The sequence below is a fragment of the Kitasatospora sp. NPDC048194 genome (genome assembly GCF_043202455.1).
Taxonomy (GTDB): Bacteria; Actinomycetota; Actinomycetes; order Streptomycetales; family Streptomycetaceae; genus Kitasatospora.
In genome coordinates, this window is sequence record NZ_JBIDAK010000024.1 from 85144 (window position 1) to 102160 (window position 17017).

Sequence of the window (17017 nt, forward strand, 5' to 3'; positions counted from 1 at the left end):
CCCCAGCCCGCCCGCCACCCTCGCCCCCACCCTCAGCCGATCGCCCGCAGCACGCCCAGCGCGTCCGCGTGCAGCCCGGGCGCGGCGGCCAGGAAGCTGTCGGAGCCGACCGTCCAGGCCGCCCCGGCGGCGTCCGTCACCGTCGCCCCCGCCTCGCTCGCGATCAGCGCGCCGGGCAGCAGGTTGCCCGCGTCCGCGCCGTACTCCCAGAACAGCGCGAGGTGCCCGGAACCCACCTGGGCCACCTGGAGGGCGGTCGGGCCGAGGTTGCGCACGGCCAGGACCGATCCCGCCATCGCGGACAGCGACTCGCCGGCCCGGCGCAGCGCCACCGGGTCGTCGGCGATCCCGGGCGGCTGGCTGGTCGCCGCGACCGTCGCCGCCAGGTCGCGTTCCAGGGGAGCGATCGGGCGCCCGTCCAGCTGGGCCCCGCCGCCCAGCACCGCCCGGTAGGTGCGGCCCGCGCCGAACAGTTCCGGGGCGTGCACCACGGCCAGGACCGCCACGCCGTCCCGTACCAGCGTCGCCGTCACGGCCCAGTGCGGTTGTCCGAGCAGGTACTGCACCGCTCCGTCGGTCGCGTCGCAGACCCACCACTCGCCCGCGTCGGGCACCGATCCCTCGAACTCCTCCGAGAGCCAGCCGGCCTGCGGGTACCGGGCGGTCAGCCGTTCGCGCAGCTCGGCGGCGGCCGGGCCGTCCGACTCGGCGAAGCGCGCCGCCGCCTCGTCGAGCGTGCGCGCAGGCGTCGGCTCGGCCGGCCGCGCGGCCGCCAGCTTCCCGCCCACCTCGCGCACCGCGGCCTCCACGGCCTCCGCCAGCGTCCACAGTTCGTCCGTCACAGCGTCTCCTCCGTCTCCGCGGCCGGCCCGTTCCGTCCGCACAGGACAAGGAGTACCGTCGTGCCTGCCGAACAGGACGCCAGGAAGCTCATAGTTACGGGGATCGGACATCATGGATCTGGAGACGACTGATCCGGACACCGTGCTGGACCGGCTGGACCGCCGACTGATCACCGCGCTGCAACTGGACGGGCGGGCGGAGCCGGGGCGGCTCGCCGAGGTGCTGGGCGTCTCCGCCCGGACGGTCACCCGTCGCCTCGCCCGGATGCGGCAGGCCGGGGTGCTGCGCGTGGTCCGGATGCCCGATGTCGAGGACGCCGCGGTGGGCGCGCTGCTGCTGCGGGTCCGGGTCCTGCGCGGCCGGGTGGACGCGATCGCCCAGGCGCTGGCCGACCGCTCCGACGTGCCCTTCGTCGACGTGATGCTCGGCGGCCACGAGGTCGGCGCGGTGATGCTGAGCGACGCCGGCTCCCGGGACCGGCTCCTGTACGGGCAACTGCCCGCGACCGGCGCCGTCACCGAGACCACCACCCACGCCGTGCTGCACGCCTTCGCCGACGCCGGGCAGTGGCAGGCCGGCTACCTGACCGAGCAGGAGGCCGCAGCCCTCGCCCGCCGCGTCCCCGCACGCCCCGCCGCGCCGCCGCCGCTGGACGAGCTGGACCGCGCCCTGCTGGAGCGGCTCGGCGTGGACGCCCGGCAGTCCCACGCGGTGCTGGCCGCGGCGGTCGGCGCGCCCGAGTCGACCGTACGGCGCCGACTGCACCGGCTGGACGCGGCCGGCCTGCTGCGCACCCACACCACCGTGGACCCGAGGCTGCTCGGCATGGCGGTGGACGCCAACCTCTGGCTGGACGTGCCGCCCGCCCGGCTCGCCGCGGTGGGCACCGAGCTCGCCCGCCACCCGCAGGTGCACGGTGTGTTCGCGACCAGCGGCCCGACCAACCTGCTGGCGACGATCTTCTGCTCGGACCACGGCGGCCTCTACCGCTTCCTCACCGACACCCTCGGCCCGCTCGGAGTCACCCGCGCCGAAACCACGATCACGGCCCGCGCGGTGAAGCGGGCGGGCGTGCTGCTGCGCCAGCCCCGCCGCTCACGCGCCGATGGCCTCACGGCCGCCCGCTAGTGCCGCGTCAGGAAGCCCTTGCCCGGTCCTGGATACGGTGAGGCCGTGAGCGGAAGAGACCAGCCAGACCTGGACGAGATCGAGTTGTGGCTCTCCGCTGTAGCCGAGGGGTGCGTGAGCCGGGAGTCAGCCGACCGGTGGGCCGGGCGTTGGTTCCTCGATGACGAACTGGAATGGGACGACCTGTCACTGTGGGCGCTGGCGCTCCTTCACGGGATCGATCTGCGGCCGGGGCCCGAGGAGCCGTACCTGCACGACGACGAGCAGGTACGAGAGTGGCTGGAGGAGCTTCGGCGGCGCCGCGCCAGGTAGCGCACACCGGGAGGCTTTCGTCCTGGCACTGGTCGGTGGCAGTCCGGAGGCATCGCTCTTGCCGGTCAGGCCCGGCGCGATGCCTTCACCATCACGAGTTCCCTGGTCGTCCCGTCGGGCAGGACGTCGCCGGGCTCTCTCGCGGCGATGAACCCGCTGCGCCGGTAGAGGGTGAGGGCGGCCTCGTTGCCGGGGAGCACCGCGAGCTTCAACACCGCTCCGCCTGACTCCAGAGCCCAGGTCTCCACTGCCCCGATCAGCCGGGTGCCGATCCCGCGGCCCCGCGCCCCGGAACTGACCCAGACGGACCTCAGCTCCCTGGTGTCGCGGTCGCCGGGGAGGCCGCTGGCCATTGCCGACGGCGCGGCCGTCCAGCAGCGCGGCGACATGGTGGGCGCCGGGGATCTCCAGGCGGGCACGCCAGCGTTCCTCCTCGCCTCTGTGCCAGTCGGCGAGCCGGGACTTGAAGGCGTGCGGTGCGTCTGCCAGCGCCGCAAGGCGGAGCGTCCGCCACTGCGGCCAGTCGTCTGTCGTGAGGAGCCGCGTCGTGAGGAGCCGCAGAGTCACCATGCCGACGAGTCTGTCGCACGGGAACGGCCCACCCTGATCATGCCCGGCGCCCCAGAGCGTTCCTCGCGTCGGTCAAGACGTCGCCGGGCTCTTCCGTGGCGATGAACTGGCTGCGCCGATAGGGGATGAGGGCGGGTCTCACGGCCGGCCGTTAGCGGTCCGGGCCCACGGCGGACTGCAGGTAGCGGACGGTCGTCGTGTCGGCCGGCAGGAAGGTCTCGATGGAGAGCTCGGCGACGGTGACGTCCAGCGGGGTGTTGAAGGTCGCGGTGGTCGACAGGAAGGACAGCACCTGCCCGTCGTGCCGGATCCGCAGCGGCAGGGCGATCGGGCAGCCCTGGGCGGTGCCCGGCGCTCCGGCCGGCGCCTCCACCGGGGCCTCCGCCTGGGCGTCGGCCGGGTCTCCGGCCGGCTCGGGGTAGCCGCTGACCTCCTCGTACAGTCGCCGGAGCGGTTCGGGGCGGACGGATTCCAGCTGCCGCTCCATCCGTTCGAGCAGGTGGCGCCGCCACTGCCGGTGGTTGACGATGCGCGGGGCCAGCCCCTCCGGGTGCAGTGCGAGCCGGATGACGTTGGACGGCGCCTCGAGCAGCTTCGGGGCGACGCCGTCCAGCAGCAGCGCCAGCGAGCGGTTGGCCGCCAGCACCCGGAACGTCCCGTCGATCACCACGGCCGGGTAGGGGTCGTGCGCGGCGAGCAGCCGCTCGATGCCGGCGCGCACCGCGGCCATCGACGGGTCGTCCAGCGGCGTCTCGGGGTAGTGCGGGGCGTAACCGGCCGCCAGGAGAAGGGTGTTGCGTTCCCGCACCGGGACGTCCAGTTCGGCGGCCAGCCGCAGCAGCAGCGCGCGGCTCGGGCGCGCGCGGCCGTTCTCCACGAAGCTGAGGTGCCGGACGGAGGACTCCGCCCGCAGCGCCAGTTGCTGCTGGCTGAGCTGTCGTCGCTCACGCCAGCCGCGCAGCAGCGGGCCGGCGCCGGTTCCCGTCGGGCTGCCCATGCCCGCCATGATCGTCATGGCCGACGACGGTACTCGAACCGAGTCGGTCGGCGGGAGGGGGCCCGGCGGATCGGGACCGAAGGAGCGGGGCCGGGGCGGAGGTTTCCGGTCAGGCTCCGGTGAAGCCGCGGTCCAGGCTCCGGTGGAGGCCTCCGCCTCGGGTCCCGGCGAAGCTCCGGCGCGGGCTCCGGTAGGGGAGGGCTCCGGCTCAGACTCCGGTGGAGGACCCCGGGCGGACGACCATCAGCACCACGACCACGGCCCACAGCAGATTGAAGACGCCGGCCGTCATCGGCAGCATCCGCAGGCCGCTGACGGCCTTGGTGTGCTGCTCGTCGTCCGGGTCGAGGCCGAGCGCGTCCACGGCGGCCTGCTGGCCGGGCAGTACGAAGAGCAGCAGGGAGAGTGCGGAGACCGCGGTGAGCACCATGGAGACGATCAGCCAGGACTGCCCGAGCACGTCCATCACCTGCGCCAGGCCGATGCCGAGCACCGGGACCGCGACGCCGAGCAGCGCGTAGACCTGGGTGATCCGGTGCAGGACGCGCAGCACGCCCGCGTCCGAGGCCCGGTCCGGCCCGCCGGCCAGGGCGGCCTTGGCCCGGCGCGGGAACATGCTGACGGCCACCGCGACCGGGCCTATGAACAGGACCGACGCGAGGACGTGCAGGCTCAGCAGGAACTTGGCCATGGCGGGCATCCCTTGATCCGGTGGGTAGCTGGGTGAGGCGGGCGCGCGCCGTCGGCGCGCCCACGAGCAGGCACGCTAACACCGCTTATTCACCGGTCCCGCGCTCGGGTGCCCCGGCCTATCCGGCGGTGGTCAGGTCCACGATGTCCGGCGGGGCCGCGCAGGCGGCCGCGATGGCGGCGCCGTGCTGCGGGTCCGTCCAGTCGAGCAGGTGGAGGTCCTGGTACCGGCCGTGCAGCGGGGTGCCGGGCGGGACGTCCAGCGGCAGGGCGGAGAGGTCGACCTGCCCGAGGGTGTCCAGGGTGGCCCGGCCGACCTTGATCAGCGACTCCTTGCGCACCCACTGGCGCAGGAAGGCCTGGTCGGGCTCCGGCGCCGCCTCGACCAGGGCCAGCTCGGCCGGCGTGAGCACCCGGCGGGCGACGGCGCGCAGCGAGCCGCCCCGGGCGGCCAGCTCGACGTCCACGCCGATCGGCAGCCGGCCGGCCCCGGCTGCGACCACGCCCCGGGTGTGGGACAGGCTCACGTGCACCTCGGGGTGGTCGGGGAGGTACGGCTTGCCGTGGTCGGCGAGCCCGCAGTCCGGGCACTCCTGGGCGAGCACCAGCTCGGCGGCGGGGAGCCCGAGCAGCCGGGCGGCGCAGAGCCGTACCAGGATGTGCCCGGCGGTGAAGTCGGCCCGCCCCGAGGCGTGCCGGAAGCGTGCGGCGCGCTCCCGCTCGACGGTGGTGAGCAGGTGCTCGCCCGCCTCGGGGTGGCGCAGTACGGCGTCCGCGGACGCGACCGCGACGAGCGGCGCGCCCTGGTCCTGGGCCTCGGTGGTCATGGCGTCCAACCTAGCCGGGTCGGCGGCGCGGTGGTTGCGGGTGCCCCCTTGCGCTCGCGCCGGCCCGACCGCAGCCCCGACCGCAGCCCCGACCGCGGACCCGGCCCCCTCCCGATCCTGCCCGCCCCACCCCGGGCCACGTCTCGCGGCCCCCGTCCACACGTCCGCGGCCCCCGTCCACACCTCCACGGCCCCCGTCCACACGTCCGCGACCTCCGCTCACCGGTCCGCGACCCCCGGCCAAGGTTCGTGGGCCCTGGCTGTCCATGGGCCGATCGACGGACGTCCAGATCCACTCCGTTGATCGAAAGGGTGTGAATCATCCGATTCGGGATTGGATGCCCCGAAGCCATGGGATTGTCCGCACATATGACGGAACCAGGCAGGCCGTCCACGCCTGCCCTCTTCCCCTGTGCGGAGGAATTGTCGATGGGTCAGGCCGCCGGTTCGCCGGATCACAGAACGACCGCCGTGAGGACGCCCGCCACCGGTCGTCGCCGGGCCGTCCGGATCGCCGTGGCGACCGCCGTCGCCGCGGTGCCGCTGGCCGCCGTGCTGACGGCTGGTTCGGCCGCCCCGCTGGCCCCGCCGCTGGGTCCCTGCTCCGGACCCGACTGCCCCGCCACCTGGCCGCCGCCGAACAACGGCGACTTCACCGGCCGGGATGCCACGATCAACGTCTTCACCGGCGGTGACTACACCGTGAACGGCCGCGCGGCGGAGGCCGAGGGCAAGATCGTCACGCTCGGCAACCTGACGGTCGACAAGAACGGGGGCGGCGTCTACAACATGGGCGTCGTGGGCGTCGGCTCGCGCGTCGTGCCGCCGAACGGCAGCGACCTCGTCACCACCGGCGGCGCGGTCGACGTCAGGACCGGCAACTCGATCCTGATCGGCGGCAGCGACTCCCGCGGGCAGGCCTTCGGCAACCTGCGCCACGCGGGCGGCGTCACCGGCACCGTCCGGATCGACCCCACCGGCCGCGACATCCAGGACCCGAACGCGGCCGCGCCGTACCAGGCGGTGCTGACCCGGATCGAGGAGCTCTCGGACTGTGTCGGGCGGGCCGCCGCGACCGGTACCGTCCACGTCGCCTCCGGCCAGGCCGTCTTCACCGGTGACGGGACCAGCACGAAGCAGGTCTTCAACGTCAGCCGGAACCTCACCTCGCCGAGCGGTGGGCAGATCGGCCTGGTCTTCAACGACATCCCGGCCGGGGCCACCGTGGTGATCAACATGCTCGGCGACAGTCCGATCATCAACACCTACACGGGCACCGGGCTGGTGGGGGACCAGACCACCGAGATGCGCTCCAGGCTCATGTACAACTTCCCGACCGCGACCAGGGCGCAGATCCTCGGCAGTGCGCAGTTCCAGGGGTCCGTCCTGGCCGGCAATCCGGCCGGGACGACGACCATCGCCCAGGCGGGCATGAACGGCCGGGTCTACCTGGCGGGCAACCTGGTCCACACCGGCACCGGCGGCTACGAGATCCACAGCTACCCGTTCGACGGGGACCTGCCGGACTGCACGGTGACACCGAGCCCGTCGCCGACCTCCTCCTCGCCGTCACCCTCGCCCTCACCGTCACCGTCCCCGACGTCCCCGACTCCGCCCTCGCCGACGTCCCCTTCCCCGACCCCGCCGTCCCCGACTTCGCCCTCGCCGACCTGGCCCTCACCGACCCGGCCGAGCCCGACGCCCACCTGGCCCTCGCCGAGCCCGACCTCTCCGAGCGCCTCCACGTCTAGCACCGGTCCGGCCCCGACCAGCCACCACCCGACCAAGCGCCCGAGCGGTCACCACCCCGGTGACGGCAGCGGGTTGCCCTCGACCGGCGCGGGCAACGCCCCGGTGGTCTTCGGCGTGGCCGGGGTCGCCCTGCTCGGACTCGGTGGCCTCGCCGTCCTGGCCGCCCGCCGCCGCGGCCGCCACAGCTGACGGCCCCGCTGACGGCCCAGCCGAAGGCCCCGCCAACGGCCCACCTGAAGGCCCCGCTGACGGCCGAAGCCGCCCGTGTCGACCGGACCGGGCGGCCTCGGCCGTTCAGGGCCCGGGTCGGCGTTTCGGCGGGTGCGTCCCGAGCCCGGGTCAACGCTTCGGCGGGTACTCCGCGAGACCGGAGGCGAGCAGCCCGAAGGCCCGTTCCACCGCGTCCTCGACCCGCCGGCGCACCAGCTCGGCCGGCTCCCCGGCGACCATCGCGCGGCGGATCTCGGCGAGGACCGCACGGTGGGCGCCGGCGACGGCGCCGGCCACCACCCGGGGGAGCGGGTCGTCCGCTCCGGCCCCCGACTCCTCGACCAGGACGGCCGTCAGCACCGCCTCGGCGCGCTCGCCGAGGTCCAGCAGCCGGGCGCGCAGCGCCGGACTGGCGTCGATGATCCGCCAGAACGCCGCCGCCCGCGGGCTCAGTCCGAGGGTCGGCTCCCCGTCGGCGATGGCGGCCAGCAGGTCGGCCCGTACCGCGTCCACGGCGGAGCTGCCCGCCGGTCTTCCGCGCACCACCTCGGCCAGGTGGGCGACCACCTCGTCCTGGCGGTCGAAGAACAGGTCCTCCTTGGTCGGGAAGTAGTTGAAGACGGTGTTGGGCGAGACGCCGGCCGCCCGGGCCACCTCGACGACCGTGACCTGCTCGAAGCCGCGTTCGGCGAACAGGCCCATCGCGGTGTCGGCGAGCAGCTCCCGGGTCTGCTGCTTCTTGAGTTCACGAAGTCCCATGGCGGAATCCTACCGGTGAACAATGGGGTCGCAGCAAAATTAAAGTGACACCAAAAAAATCGGCTAGGGTGTCGGCATGACCTTCACCTTCGGCATCTACCCCGGCGGCCTGGTCGGCGACGACACCGGCCTGATCGAGCCCGTCCGTCCCGACGACCCCGCGCGGATCACCGCCGCACTGCGCGAACTCCAGGGAGGCGAGGCCGGGTTGACCGTCCGCGCCTACCGGATGTACCCGGACGGCGCGCACACCCCGGAGCGGCCCGAGCAGTACGCCGTCGAGGGCCGCGAGCTCGAGCTGGTGCTCCAGTACCGGGAGCCCAGCGGAGAGTTGGACGGCTGGCTGGACTTCGTCCGGCGCACGGTACGGACGCAGGGCGGTGGTCTGGCATACGTCCAGATCTGCGAGGAGCCCAACGTGGACCTCCCGCCGGTGGACGGCAGCATCCCCAACGTGTGCCGGGCGATGGTCGAGGGCGTCGTCGCGGCCAAGGAGGAGGCGCTGGCCCGTGGTCACGACCACCTGGCGGTCGGCTTCAACGCGGCGCCGTCCTTCGATGCCGCCGCCGACGCCTTCTGGGACGAGCTCGGCGAACTCGCCGACGACCGCTTCCACCGCGCCCTCGACTACGTCGGCGTGGACTTCTTCCCGGACGTCTTCCGGCCCGTCCCGGCCGACCGACTCACGGACGCGGTGCGGGCGGTGCTCACCGGCTTCCGCGAGGGTGCGCTGCCCCGGGCCGGGATCGGGCCCGCCGTCCCGCTGCGGATCTGCGAGAACGGCTGGCCCACCGGCCCCGGCCGCAGCGAGGCGCGGCAGGCCGAGGTGGTCGAGGAGGTGGTCCGGGCCGTCGTCGGGCTGGCTTCCGAACTCACCATCACCGGTTACACCTTCTTCGCCCTGCGGGACGCCGACAGTGCGGGCCCGGGGCTGTTCCGCCGCTTCGGACTGCTGCGGGACGACTACGCGCCCAAGCCCGCCTTCGAGGTCTACCGCAGGCTGGTGGCGGAGCTGACGAGGCGTGAGCCCCGCTGACCGGCTGCCGCGGGGCCGACGCCGTCGCCCGTCAGGTCACCTCGCCCCGGCGGGAGAAGCGCTCCTGCCGCCACTCACCGCTCGCCAGCACCTCGGCGAGCTCGCGGGCCGCGTCCCAGACGTCGGTGTACGAGAGGTAGAGCGGGGTGAAGCCGAAGCGCATCAGGTCCGGCGCGCGGAAGTCCCCGATCACTCCGCGGGCGATCAACGCCTGCACCACCGGGTACCCGTCGGCGTGCCGCAGTGCGACCTGACTGCCGCGCCGGGCGTGGTCGCGCGGGGTGACCACCTCCACGCCGTCCAGGCCCTCGACCAGCGAGACGAACAGGTCGGTCAGCGCCAGGCTCTTGGCCCGTACGGCCGTCAGGTCGACCCGCTCCCAGACGTCCAGCGAGGCGTCCAGCGCGGCCTGGCCGAGCAGTGAGGGCGAGCTGGTCAGGAACCGGCCGATGCCCGGCTTGGGGTCGTACCCCGGCTCGAAGGCGAACGGCCGGGCGTGCCCGAACCAGCCGCTCAGCGGCTGTCGCGGACCGGCCGCCAGGTGCCGCTCGGCGACGTACAGGAAGGCCGGCGAGCCGGGGCCGCCGTTCAGGTACTTGTAGGTGCAGCCGATCGCGAAGTCCGCTCCGCAGGAGTCGAGTTCGATCGGCAGTGCGCCCACCGAGTGGCACACGTCCCAGATCATCAGGGCGCCCGCGGCCCGCACCCGGGCGGTGATCCCGGGCATGTCCAGCAGCTCGCCGGTGCGGTAGTCCACGTGCGACAGGACCACCGCGGCCACGTCCGCGTCCAGGTGGCGGTCCAGCTCCTCGGGGCGGATCAGCAGGCTGCGGCCGCCCTCGACCAGGCCCGTCACGCCCTCGGCGATGTACAGGTCGGTCGGGAAGGCCTCGGCGTCGCCGAGCACGGTCCGCCGCCCCGGGCGCAGCGCGAGCGCCGCCGAGAGCACCTTGAACAGGTTCACCGAGGTGGTGTCGCAGACGACCACCTGCGCCGGGTCGGCGCCGATCAGCGGCGCGACCCGGCGCCCGAGCCGGTACGGCTGCTCGAACCAGCCGGCGTCGTTCCAGCTGCGGATCAGTTCCCGGCCCCACTCCTCCTCGACCAGCTGCCGCACCCGCTCCGGCGTGCGCACCGGCAGGGCGCCCAGCGAGTTGCCGTCCAGGTAGACCACCCCGTCGGGCAGCGTGAACTCCTTGCGGAACGCCGCCAGCGGGTCGGCGGCGTCCAGGGCCGCACAGTCCTCGCGCGTGATCATGCCCATCCCCTCGTCCACGGCCCTGCCCGTCACAGCTCGTCCCGGATCGTCCACAGCTCCGGGAAGACGTCCTGCTCGGCCGACTTGCGCAGCCAGGTCAGCCCGCTGGAGCCGCCCGAGCCGGGCTTGCCGCCCATGGTCCGCTTGACCGCGCTCAGGTGGCGCTGGCGCCAGCGGGTGACGCGCTCGGCCACGTCCAGCAGCGCCTCCGCGAACGGCTGGAGGGCGGCGTACTCGGGGTCGGTGTAGACCCGGCGCCAGGCCGCGGCGGCCTCCTCGGACGGGCGGTAGCGCTGCTCGGACGGTTCCGGGCGCACCCCCAGCCCGCGCCGGGCCAGCAGGGCCAGCGCCTCGTCGTACAGGCTGGACTCGCGCAGCGCCTCGGCCAGCTCGGCCCGGGTGCCGGGCATCTCCTCGTACATGTTCAGCAGCGCGGCGTTCTTGTTGCCGAGCAGGAACTCCAGGTGCAGGAAGGCCGAGGACTGGAAGCCGGAGGCCTCGCCGAACAGGGCGCGGAAGGAGTTGAACTCCTGCGGCGTCATGGTGGCCAGCAGGTCCCAGGACTCCACCAGCACGTCCTGCACGTGGGTGCCGCGGCGCAGGGCGGCCAGCGCGGCCGTCAGGTCGTCGTCGCGCAGCGCCTGCCGGGCCTGCGTCCACTCGTGCCGCAGCAGGTCGAAGAGCAGTTCCATCACCTGGGTGGTGACGATGAACGACAGCTCGGCCGGCTCCTTGCTGCGCGGGTGCTGCAGGCTGTGCAGCTCCTCCAGTCGCACGTACTGCGCGTACGGGGTGCCCCGACCCGGCTCGCCGCCCCGACCGAACGACAGGTTGGGTGTCTCCACCGTGTCGTGCCCCATCCCGAATCCCTCCTGGTCCGTCCGGGTCTGGTCGCCCGGGGCCGGCGGAGCGGACGGACGTCCTGGTTCCGCCGGGGAGCCCATTGTGCGGCGGTACGGCCCCCCGCTTGAATGGTCGACGGGCACCGCAACCGCGCCGCGGGTTGTCGTTCGCGAGGCGTTCGACCGGTTCGCTTTGCGAACGCAAACCCCTGCCCAGGACCGCTTCCCGGAGGAGCCATGGACGCCGTCGACCGCCGACTGCTGGCCGAGCTGCAGGCCGATGCCAGGCTCTCGTACAACGAACTCTCCCGCCGGGTGAGCCTGTCCGCACCCGCGGTGGCCGAACGGGTCCGCCGCCTGGAGGCCGACGGGGTGATCAGCGGGTACCACGCCCACGTCGACCCGACCAGGGCCGGGCTGCCGATCACCGCGCTGGTGCAGATCCAGTGCTACGGCCACCGCTGCGTGCTGCGCGACCCCGAGGTGGCGACCTGGCCGGAGGTCCTCCAACTGCACCGGGTGACCGGCGGGGCCTGCTGCGTGCTGCTGGTCGCGGTCTCCACGATGGCCGAGTTCGAGGCCCTGTGCGACCGGCTCGGCCGCTACGGCCAGCCGTCCAGCTCGATGATCCTCTCCAGCCCGGTGCCCTGGCGGCCGCTGGAGCCGGGTTAGCCCCCGGGGTGGCGGTCGGCTGGCCCTGACGCGGACGTCAAGGAGTAGGTTCCCGGGCATGCCGAACGAGCGCCACATCCTGCTGCTGTCCGGGAGCCTGCGGGCCGGATCCTCCAACGAGAGCGTGCTGCGCACCGCCGCGGCCGTGGCCGCCGGCCTGCCCGGCGTCCGGACCGTCCGCTACGAGGGGCTGGCCGGGCTGCCGCACTTCAACCCCGACCACGACACCGACCCGCTGCCCGCGCCGGTGACCGCGCTGCGGGCCGCGATCGAGGCCGCCGACGCGCTGCTGGTCTGCACCCCGGAGTACGCCGGGACGCTGCCGGGCTCGTTCAAGAACCTGCTGGACTGGACGGTCGGCGGCACGGAGATCTCCGACAAGCCCGTCGGCTGGATCAACTGCGCCGCCCCCGGCCGCGGACGGGGTGCCGAGGCCACCCTGCGCACGGTGCTCGGTTACACCGGGGCAGCCGTGGTGGACGAGGCGTGCGTGCGGATCCCGCTGGAGCGCACGGCGGTGGGCGCGGACGGCCTGGTCACCGACCCGCTGGTGGGGGAGCGGATCGGCGCGGTGCTGAGCCGACTGGCGGCGGGGTGACCCACGGGGTGGCCGCGCCGGTCGGGCCGGGCCGGGCTCAGTGCGCGGTCGGCAGGTGTACCCCCAGCCCGGACAGGCCCTCCAAAAAGACCTCCACGCCGACGGCCGCCAGCAGCAGTCCGAGAAGCCGCGACAGCACCTCCAGGGAGGTGGTGTGGGTGCGCTGCATCAGCGGGGCGAGCAGCGCCACGCAGAGGTAGTTGATCGCCGCGACGGCCACGTACGCCACCGCCACCGCGGCCTTCCAGCCCGCGTCGTCCCGGTTGAGCGAAACGACGAGCACGCCGGTGATGGCGAGCGGACTGGCGATGTACGGCAGCAGCAGTTCGCGGATGCCCTCCGCCAGGGGGTTCGCCAGCTGTTCGCCCTGGTCTCCGTCGGAGCCGAGGTGCACGCCGAAGACCAGGGCGACGGCGTACGCGAAGAAGATCGCCCCGCCCGCGAGTTGCAGCGACTGGTCGCTGATGTGGAAGAACGTGGTGAGGTCGTCGGCCCCGAAGCCGAGCACCAGGCCGATCACCGCGGAGATGACCGCGCTCCACGCCGCCAGCCGCCGCAGCTCGCGGGTGCTCCGGGTGCCGGCCAGCCGGGTGAAGGCCAGCAGGACCTTCGGCGGGCCGACCACGGCGAAGAACGTGATGAACGCGCTGCCCAGGTTGAAGACGAACATGGGCCCAGCATGACCGCGCGGCCCGCGGCGGCCGGCCCGCCACGCCCCGGGCCCGGGCGTGGCGGGCCGCTCGTGTGCCGGGCGGTGGGCCGGTCCCCGCCGTCGGGGATGTCGCCCGGATGGCGGTCCCGGCTCGAACGGGTGAGCGCTCTCGGGTGCCATGGAGGTAGCACCACCCCCTGGCGGAAACGAGGATGCGACATGTGCCTGAACCGTAAGGACCTGGGCCTGCTGGCCCTGCGCAGCGCCGTCGGCGGGGTGCTGATCGCGCACGGCACCCAGAAGCTGTTCGGCTGGTTCGGCGGCGGCGGCCTGGAGGGCACCACCCAGGCCATGGACCACATGGGCTTCCATCCGGCCCGGGAGAGCGCCATCGCGGCGGGCCTCGGCGAGGCGGGGGGCGGTGCCCTGCTGGTGGCCGGGCTGGCCACCCCGGCGGCGGGCGCGGTGGTGGCCGGGACGATGGCCGGCGCGGTGTCGGTGCACGCCCCGGCGGGCTTCTTCGCGATGTCCGGCGGCTACGAGTACCCGGCCTTCCTCGGTGCGACCGGGCTGGCGATCGGCCTGGCCGGGCCCGGGCGGTACTCGCTGGACCACCTGACCGGGCACGCCTTCGACCGTCCGTGGCTGGGCACGCTGGCGTTCCTGGCGAGCGCGGCCGGCGCGTACGGGGTGGTGGCGCGGCGCCGGCACGTGGTGCGGCTGCGGGAGGAGCGGGCGGCGGTGGAGGCGGACGAGCAGGAGGGTTCGGGACTGTCGTAGCGGGGGGCGTTCCCCCGTCATCCGGAGGCAGCAGCTCTGCTGGCGGCGGTCCGGTCGTCCTCGGAGGGTGGTCGGGGAGGTGTGCCGGGCAGCCCGGCGCCGCGCAGAAACGAGGACCCGCATGGAACGCCAGCCGCTGACCCGAGCCACACCCGGATCCCGCGTCACCGCCCGTCCCACGGCACCGCCGTCGGGTCGTCACCATGCCGTGGCGGCCGGAGCGCTGGCGGCGGCCGTCATCGGCGTCGCGGTGCTGGCGGGGTGTTCGTCCGGCAAGAGCGCGAGCGGTACGGCCTCCTCGGCGGCGACCGAGGTGCAGAACGCGGCGAGCGCCGCGGCCTCGGCCGCCTCGAAGCTGGCCTCGGCGGCGGGTGGGGCGGGGTCGGCGCTGGCCTCGGCGGCGGGCGGGGCGAGTTCGGCGCTCGCCTCGGCGCAGGCTCGGGCCTCGGAGGCGGTCTCGGCGGCCTCGTCCGCGGTGGCCGGGGTCAAGGGCGGGCTCGACGCCAAGGGGGACGTGACCGTCGGGGCGGTGACCACCGGCACGGACGGCAAGACGCTGGTCCAGCTGACCGTCACCAACCACGGCCAGCAGTCCTACCGGTACGTGATCCAGGTGAATTTCACCGACGGGAACGGCAAGGTGCTGGACGCGACGGCGGTGACCGTCCCGGACCTGGCGGCCGGTCAGAGCACCCAGGCCAGCGCGAGCAGTCACCTGGACCTCTCGGGCACGGTCAAGGCCGAGGTGGCGAACGCCGTCCGTTACTGAGCCGCCCGCCTGGAGCGGGGACGAACCTTAAGCACGGCTCAAGGGCCGGCAGCACCCCTTGACGCCGGAGTTGGTCTAGTCCATTTTTAATGCCCAGGTGCAGGGAGCCCCTGAACCGGCGTCACCGGCCTCGCGCCGGGGGCGCCGGTTCGGCACATCCCGGTGTCCGTCACGGCCTGATCCGCTCGATTCCCCACCCAGACCTGTCATGTCCCGGTCGTCCGGCCCCACTCCGGACTCGTCACCCCACCGGGACGACGGCATCCCCCACAACCAGGAGTCACGCACCCATGCTGCGCTCACGCATCGAAAGGGCCGGGACCCCGGCTCCGGAGGGCGCCCGCCGGCGCCGACCGAAGAGCCTGGCCGCCGTCGCGGCCGGCACCGCCGCCTCCCTGCTGCTCGGCGCGGGCCTCGCGCTGTCCGGCGGCGGCGCGGCCAACGCCGCGACCACCAACTCCACCGGCGCCCCCGCCACCAGCGGCGGCATCAAGGTGGCCTACTTCGACCAGTGGTCGGTGTACGCGAACGCGTACTACCCCAAGACGATCCAGAGCACCGGCGTGGCCGGGAAGCTGGACTACCTGATCTACGACTTCGCCAACATCCACCCGACCGACCTCGGGTGTTTCGAGGCCACCAAGGCCGCCGACACGAACGACAACAACCCCAACGCGGGTGACGGCGCCGGCGACGCGTTCGCCGACTACCAGAAGAGCTACGGCGCGGACATCTCGGTCGACGGCGTCGGCGATGTCTGGAACCAGCCGATCGCGGGCAACTTCAACCAGCTGAAGAAGCTGAAGGCGAAGAACCCCAACCTCAAGGTCCTGATCTCGCTGGGCGGTTGGACCTACTCCAAGTACTTCTCGTCGGCCGCCGCCACCGACGCCTCGCGCAAGCACCTGGTGTCCTCCTGCCTCGACATGTTCATCAAGGGCAACCTCCCGACCGACGCGGGCTACGGCGGCCCGGGTTCGGCGGCCGGCATCTTCGACGGCGTCGACATCGACTGGGAGTACCCGGGCGGCGGCGGCCACACCGGCAACATCTCCAGCCCGGCCGACAAGCAGAACTTCACGGCGCTGCTGAAGGAGTTCCGCACCCAGCTGGACGCCCAGGGCAAGGCCGACGGCAAGACCTACGCCCTGTCGGCGGCGGTCGGCGCCGGCCAGGACAAGATCATGAACGTCGAGACCGACAAGATCGGCCAGTACCTCACCTTCCTCGACGTCATGACCTACGACATGCACGGCGGTTGGGACCCGCAGGGGCCGACGAACCACCAGGCGCCGCTCTACTCGGGCCCGGACGACCCGTCGACCCCGGCCAAGCCGGGCAACGGCAAGTACTCGATCGACAACGCCATCAAGGCGTGGACGGTCGGCGACGCCCAGTACGGCATCCCCGGCGGCTTCCCCGCCAACAAGATCAACATGGGGGTGCCGTTCTACTACCGCGGCTGGACGGGCGTCCAGAACAACGGCAAGAACGGCCTCTTCCAGCCCGCCACGGGCCCGGCGGCCGGTGCCGCGATGTCCGGCAACGTCCCCGGCATCCAGATGTACAAGGAGCTCGGCGGCTTCGTCGACAACCCGTCCAAGACCTTCTGGGACGACACCGCCAAGGCCACCTACTTCTACGACGGCAACACCTTCTGGAGCGGTGAGGACGCCCGGTCCATCCAGGCCAAGCTGGACTACGCCCACTGCAACGGCCTCGGCGGCTCCTTCGCCTTCTCGCTGTACGACCTGGGCACCAACACCGCCCTGTTCGACAAGATGGTGACCGCCACCAACGGCTCCGCCGCCGGCTGCCCCGCTCCGCCGACCGGCACGCCGACGCCGACCCAGACCCCGACCGGCACCCCCACCGGAACGCCGACGGGCACCCCGACCGGCACGCCCACCGGCACCCCGACGGGCACCCCGACCCCGCCGGTCACCTGCCCGGCCGCCCCGAGCTGGGACCCGAACACCACCTACGCGGCCGGTGGCACCAAGGTCTCCTGGAAGGGCCACTACTACACCAACAAGTGGTGGACCAAGGGCGAGGACCCGACGCTGAGCGGCCAGTGGGGCGTCTGGGCCGACAACGGCCCCTGCTGATCGGCTGACCGGCTGACCGGCTGATCGGTTGACCGGGCGCGGGCCCGACCGGCCCGCGCGATCCGGGCGGCGCCCGGAGCACCACGCGCATACAGGAGTGCGGGGGGGCGCGGGGGGGGGCCCCCCCCGGGGCCCGCCCCCCCGGGGCCCCCCCCCCCCGGGCGCCCCCCCCCCGGGGGCCCCCGCAGGCCAGGCCCCCCGGCCACCGGTCCGA

Annotated in this window: 18 protein-coding genes and 1 pseudogene; 9 read left to right on the forward strand and 10 right to left on the reverse strand. The window is 73.6% G+C overall.

The features are described from left to right. Window positions 1–32: 32 nt before the first annotated feature. A complete protein-coding gene (locus tag ACGF07_RS25865) occupies window positions 33–842 on the reverse strand; it encodes an inositol monophosphatase family protein (RefSeq protein ID WP_392902445.1) in 810 nt (269 codons plus the stop codon). Window positions 843–954: 112 nt separating this feature from the next. Here ACGF07_RS25865 and ACGF07_RS25870 point away from each other — a divergent pair, with 112 nt between their 5' ends. Together ACGF07_RS25870 and ACGF07_RS25875 are read left to right on the forward strand one after the other, a co-directional pair. Continuing rightward, window positions 955–1971, forward strand: coding sequence for an Lrp/AsnC family transcriptional regulator (locus ACGF07_RS25870; protein WP_392902447.1), 1017 nt, complete (start codon window positions 955–957; stop codon window positions 1969–1971). Window positions 1972–2016: 45 nt separating this feature from the next. Continuing rightward, window positions 2017–2283 (forward strand): hypothetical protein, encoded by a 267-nt coding sequence (locus tag ACGF07_RS25875; RefSeq protein ID WP_392902449.1) that lies wholly within the window; start codon window positions 2017–2019, stop codon window positions 2281–2283. Window positions 2284–2348: 65 nt separating this feature from the next. Here the strand turns inward: ACGF07_RS25875 and ACGF07_RS25880 are convergent. From ACGF07_RS25880 to ACGF07_RS25895, 4 genes and pseudogenes are all read right to left on the reverse strand, one after another. After that, window positions 2349–2853: pseudogene (locus ACGF07_RS25880) on the reverse strand (GNAT family N-acetyltransferase). A gap of 151 nt (window positions 2854–3004) precedes the next feature. Then, entirely contained in the window at window positions 3005–3868 is an 864-nt protein-coding gene (locus ACGF07_RS25885) for a helix-turn-helix domain-containing protein (protein WP_392902451.1), read from the reverse strand. A gap of 190 nt (window positions 3869–4058) precedes the next feature. After that, window positions 4059–4541, reverse strand: coding sequence for a DUF2269 family protein (locus tag ACGF07_RS25890; protein ID WP_392902454.1), 483 nt, complete (start codon window positions 4539–4541; stop codon window positions 4059–4061). A gap of 118 nt (window positions 4542–4659) precedes the next feature. After that, window positions 4660–5367 carry a 4'-phosphopantetheinyl transferase family protein gene (locus ACGF07_RS25895; protein ID WP_392902456.1) on the reverse strand — a complete coding sequence of 236 codons (708 nt, stop codon included), beginning with the start codon at window positions 5365–5367 and terminating at the stop codon, window positions 4660–4662. A 471-nt stretch (window positions 5368–5838) separates the two neighbouring features. Between ACGF07_RS25895 and ACGF07_RS25900 the strand changes: the two genes are divergently transcribed. After that, window positions 5839–7308, forward strand: a complete 1470-nt coding sequence (locus ACGF07_RS25900; RefSeq protein ID WP_392902458.1) for a choice-of-anchor A family protein — start codon at window positions 5839–5841, stop codon at window positions 7306–7308. A gap of 150 nt (window positions 7309–7458) precedes the next feature. Here the strand turns inward: ACGF07_RS25900 and ACGF07_RS25905 are convergent, their stop codons facing one another. After that, complete coding sequence (locus ACGF07_RS25905; RefSeq protein WP_392902460.1) at window positions 7459–8088, reverse strand: TetR family transcriptional regulator; 630 nt, start codon at window positions 8086–8088, stop codon at window positions 7459–7461. A gap of 76 nt (window positions 8089–8164) precedes the next feature. On the opposite strand from ACGF07_RS25905, the gene ACGF07_RS25910 reads away from it, so the two are divergent. Further along, window positions 8165–9124 (forward strand): hypothetical protein, encoded by a 960-nt coding sequence (locus tag ACGF07_RS25910; RefSeq protein ID WP_350742395.1) that lies wholly within the window; start codon window positions 8165–8167, stop codon window positions 9122–9124. 31 nt (window positions 9125–9155) lie between these two features. On the opposite strand, the gene kynU is transcribed toward ACGF07_RS25910, so the two are convergent. Further along, entirely contained in the window at window positions 9156–10382 is a 1227-nt protein-coding gene (kynU, locus tag ACGF07_RS25915) for a kynureninase (protein ID WP_392902462.1), read from the reverse strand. A 29-nt stretch (window positions 10383–10411) separates the two neighbouring features. Further along, the gene (locus ACGF07_RS25920; protein WP_392902464.1) at window positions 10412–11242 is read right to left on the reverse strand and encodes a tryptophan 2,3-dioxygenase; all 831 of its coding nucleotides are present in this window, start codon (window positions 11240–11242) and stop codon (window positions 10412–10414) included. Window positions 11243–11461: 219 nt separating this feature from the next. Here ACGF07_RS25920 and ACGF07_RS25925 point away from each other — a divergent pair, with 219 nt between their 5' ends. Together ACGF07_RS25925 and ACGF07_RS25930 are read left to right on the forward strand one after the other, a co-directional pair. Continuing rightward, entirely contained in the window at window positions 11462–11896 is a 435-nt protein-coding gene (locus ACGF07_RS25925) for an Lrp/AsnC family transcriptional regulator (RefSeq protein WP_350742401.1), read from the forward strand. 58 nt (window positions 11897–11954) lie between these two features. Further along, the gene (locus ACGF07_RS25930; protein WP_392902466.1) at window positions 11955–12494 is read left to right on the forward strand and encodes an NADPH-dependent FMN reductase; all 540 of its coding nucleotides are present in this window, start codon (window positions 11955–11957) and stop codon (window positions 12492–12494) included. A 37-nt stretch (window positions 12495–12531) separates the two neighbouring features. Here the strand turns inward: ACGF07_RS25930 and ACGF07_RS25935 are convergent, their stop codons facing one another. Then, window positions 12532–13164, reverse strand: coding sequence for a MarC family protein (locus tag ACGF07_RS25935; RefSeq protein WP_392902468.1), 633 nt, complete (start codon window positions 13162–13164; stop codon window positions 12532–12534). Between the two features lie 201 nt (window positions 13165–13365). On the opposite strand from ACGF07_RS25935, the gene ACGF07_RS25940 reads away from it, so the two are divergent. Then, window positions 13366–13926: a DoxX family protein gene (locus ACGF07_RS25940; RefSeq protein WP_392902470.1), complete on the forward strand. Its 561-nt coding sequence runs from the start codon at window positions 13366–13368 to the stop codon at window positions 13924–13926. A gap of 198 nt (window positions 13927–14124) precedes the next feature. On the opposite strand, the gene ACGF07_RS25945 is transcribed toward ACGF07_RS25940, so the two are convergent. Further along, entirely contained in the window at window positions 14125–14415 is a 291-nt protein-coding gene (locus ACGF07_RS25945; protein WP_350750013.1) for a hypothetical protein, read from the reverse strand. A 40-nt stretch (window positions 14416–14455) separates the two neighbouring features. Between ACGF07_RS25945 and ACGF07_RS25950 the strand changes: the two genes are divergently transcribed. Further along, complete coding sequence (locus tag ACGF07_RS25950; RefSeq protein WP_392902472.1) at window positions 14456–14695, forward strand: FxLYD domain-containing protein; 240 nt, start codon at window positions 14456–14458, stop codon at window positions 14693–14695. Between the two features lie 290 nt (window positions 14696–14985). Then, on the forward strand, window positions 14986–16803 hold the full coding sequence (locus tag ACGF07_RS25955; RefSeq protein ID WP_350750007.1) for a glycosyl hydrolase family 18 protein: 1818 nt from the start codon (window positions 14986–14988) through the stop codon (window positions 16801–16803). The last annotated feature ends 214 nt before the right edge of the window (window positions 16804–17017 follow it).

What these genes read in the sequence shown, in the direction of transcription:
- ACGF07_RS25870 (WP_392902447.1), top strand. Translation starts at nt 955, where the DNA reads ATGGATCTGGAGACGACTGATCCGGACACCGTGCTGGACCGGCTGGAC.
- ACGF07_RS25885 (WP_392902451.1), bottom strand. Translation starts at nt 3,868, where the DNA reads ATGACGATCATGGCGGGCATGGGCAGCCCGACGGGAACCGGCGCCGGC.
- ACGF07_RS25890 (WP_392902454.1), bottom strand. Translation starts at nt 4,541, where the DNA reads ATGGCCAAGTTCCTGCTGAGCCTGCACGTCCTCGCGTCGGTCCTGTTC.
- ACGF07_RS25895 (WP_392902456.1), bottom strand. Translation starts at nt 5,367, where the DNA reads ATGACCACCGAGGCCCAGGACCAGGGCGCGCCGCTCGTCGCGGTCGCG.
- ACGF07_RS25905 (WP_392902460.1), bottom strand. Translation starts at nt 8,088, where the DNA reads ATGGGACTTCGTGAACTCAAGAAGCAGCAGACCCGGGAGCTGCTCGCC.
- ACGF07_RS25910 (WP_350742395.1), top strand. Translation starts at nt 8,165, where the DNA reads ATGACCTTCACCTTCGGCATCTACCCCGGCGGCCTGGTCGGCGACGAC.
- kynU (WP_392902462.1), bottom strand. Translation starts at nt 10,382, where the DNA reads ATGATCACGCGCGAGGACTGTGCGGCCCTGGACGCCGCCGACCCGCTG.
- ACGF07_RS25920 (WP_392902464.1), bottom strand. Translation starts at nt 11,242, where the DNA reads ATGGGGCACGACACGGTGGAGACACCCAACCTGTCGTTCGGTCGGGGC.
- ACGF07_RS25925 (WP_350742401.1), top strand. Translation starts at nt 11,462, where the DNA reads ATGGACGCCGTCGACCGCCGACTGCTGGCCGAGCTGCAGGCCGATGCC.
- ACGF07_RS25930 (WP_392902466.1), top strand. Translation starts at nt 11,955, where the DNA reads ATGCCGAACGAGCGCCACATCCTGCTGCTGTCCGGGAGCCTGCGGGCC.
- ACGF07_RS25935 (WP_392902468.1), bottom strand. Translation starts at nt 13,164, where the DNA reads ATGTTCGTCTTCAACCTGGGCAGCGCGTTCATCACGTTCTTCGCCGTG.
- ACGF07_RS25940 (WP_392902470.1), top strand. Translation starts at nt 13,366, where the DNA reads ATGTGCCTGAACCGTAAGGACCTGGGCCTGCTGGCCCTGCGCAGCGCC.
- ACGF07_RS25955 (WP_350750007.1), top strand. Translation starts at nt 14,986, where the DNA reads ATGCTGCGCTCACGCATCGAAAGGGCCGGGACCCCGGCTCCGGAGGGC.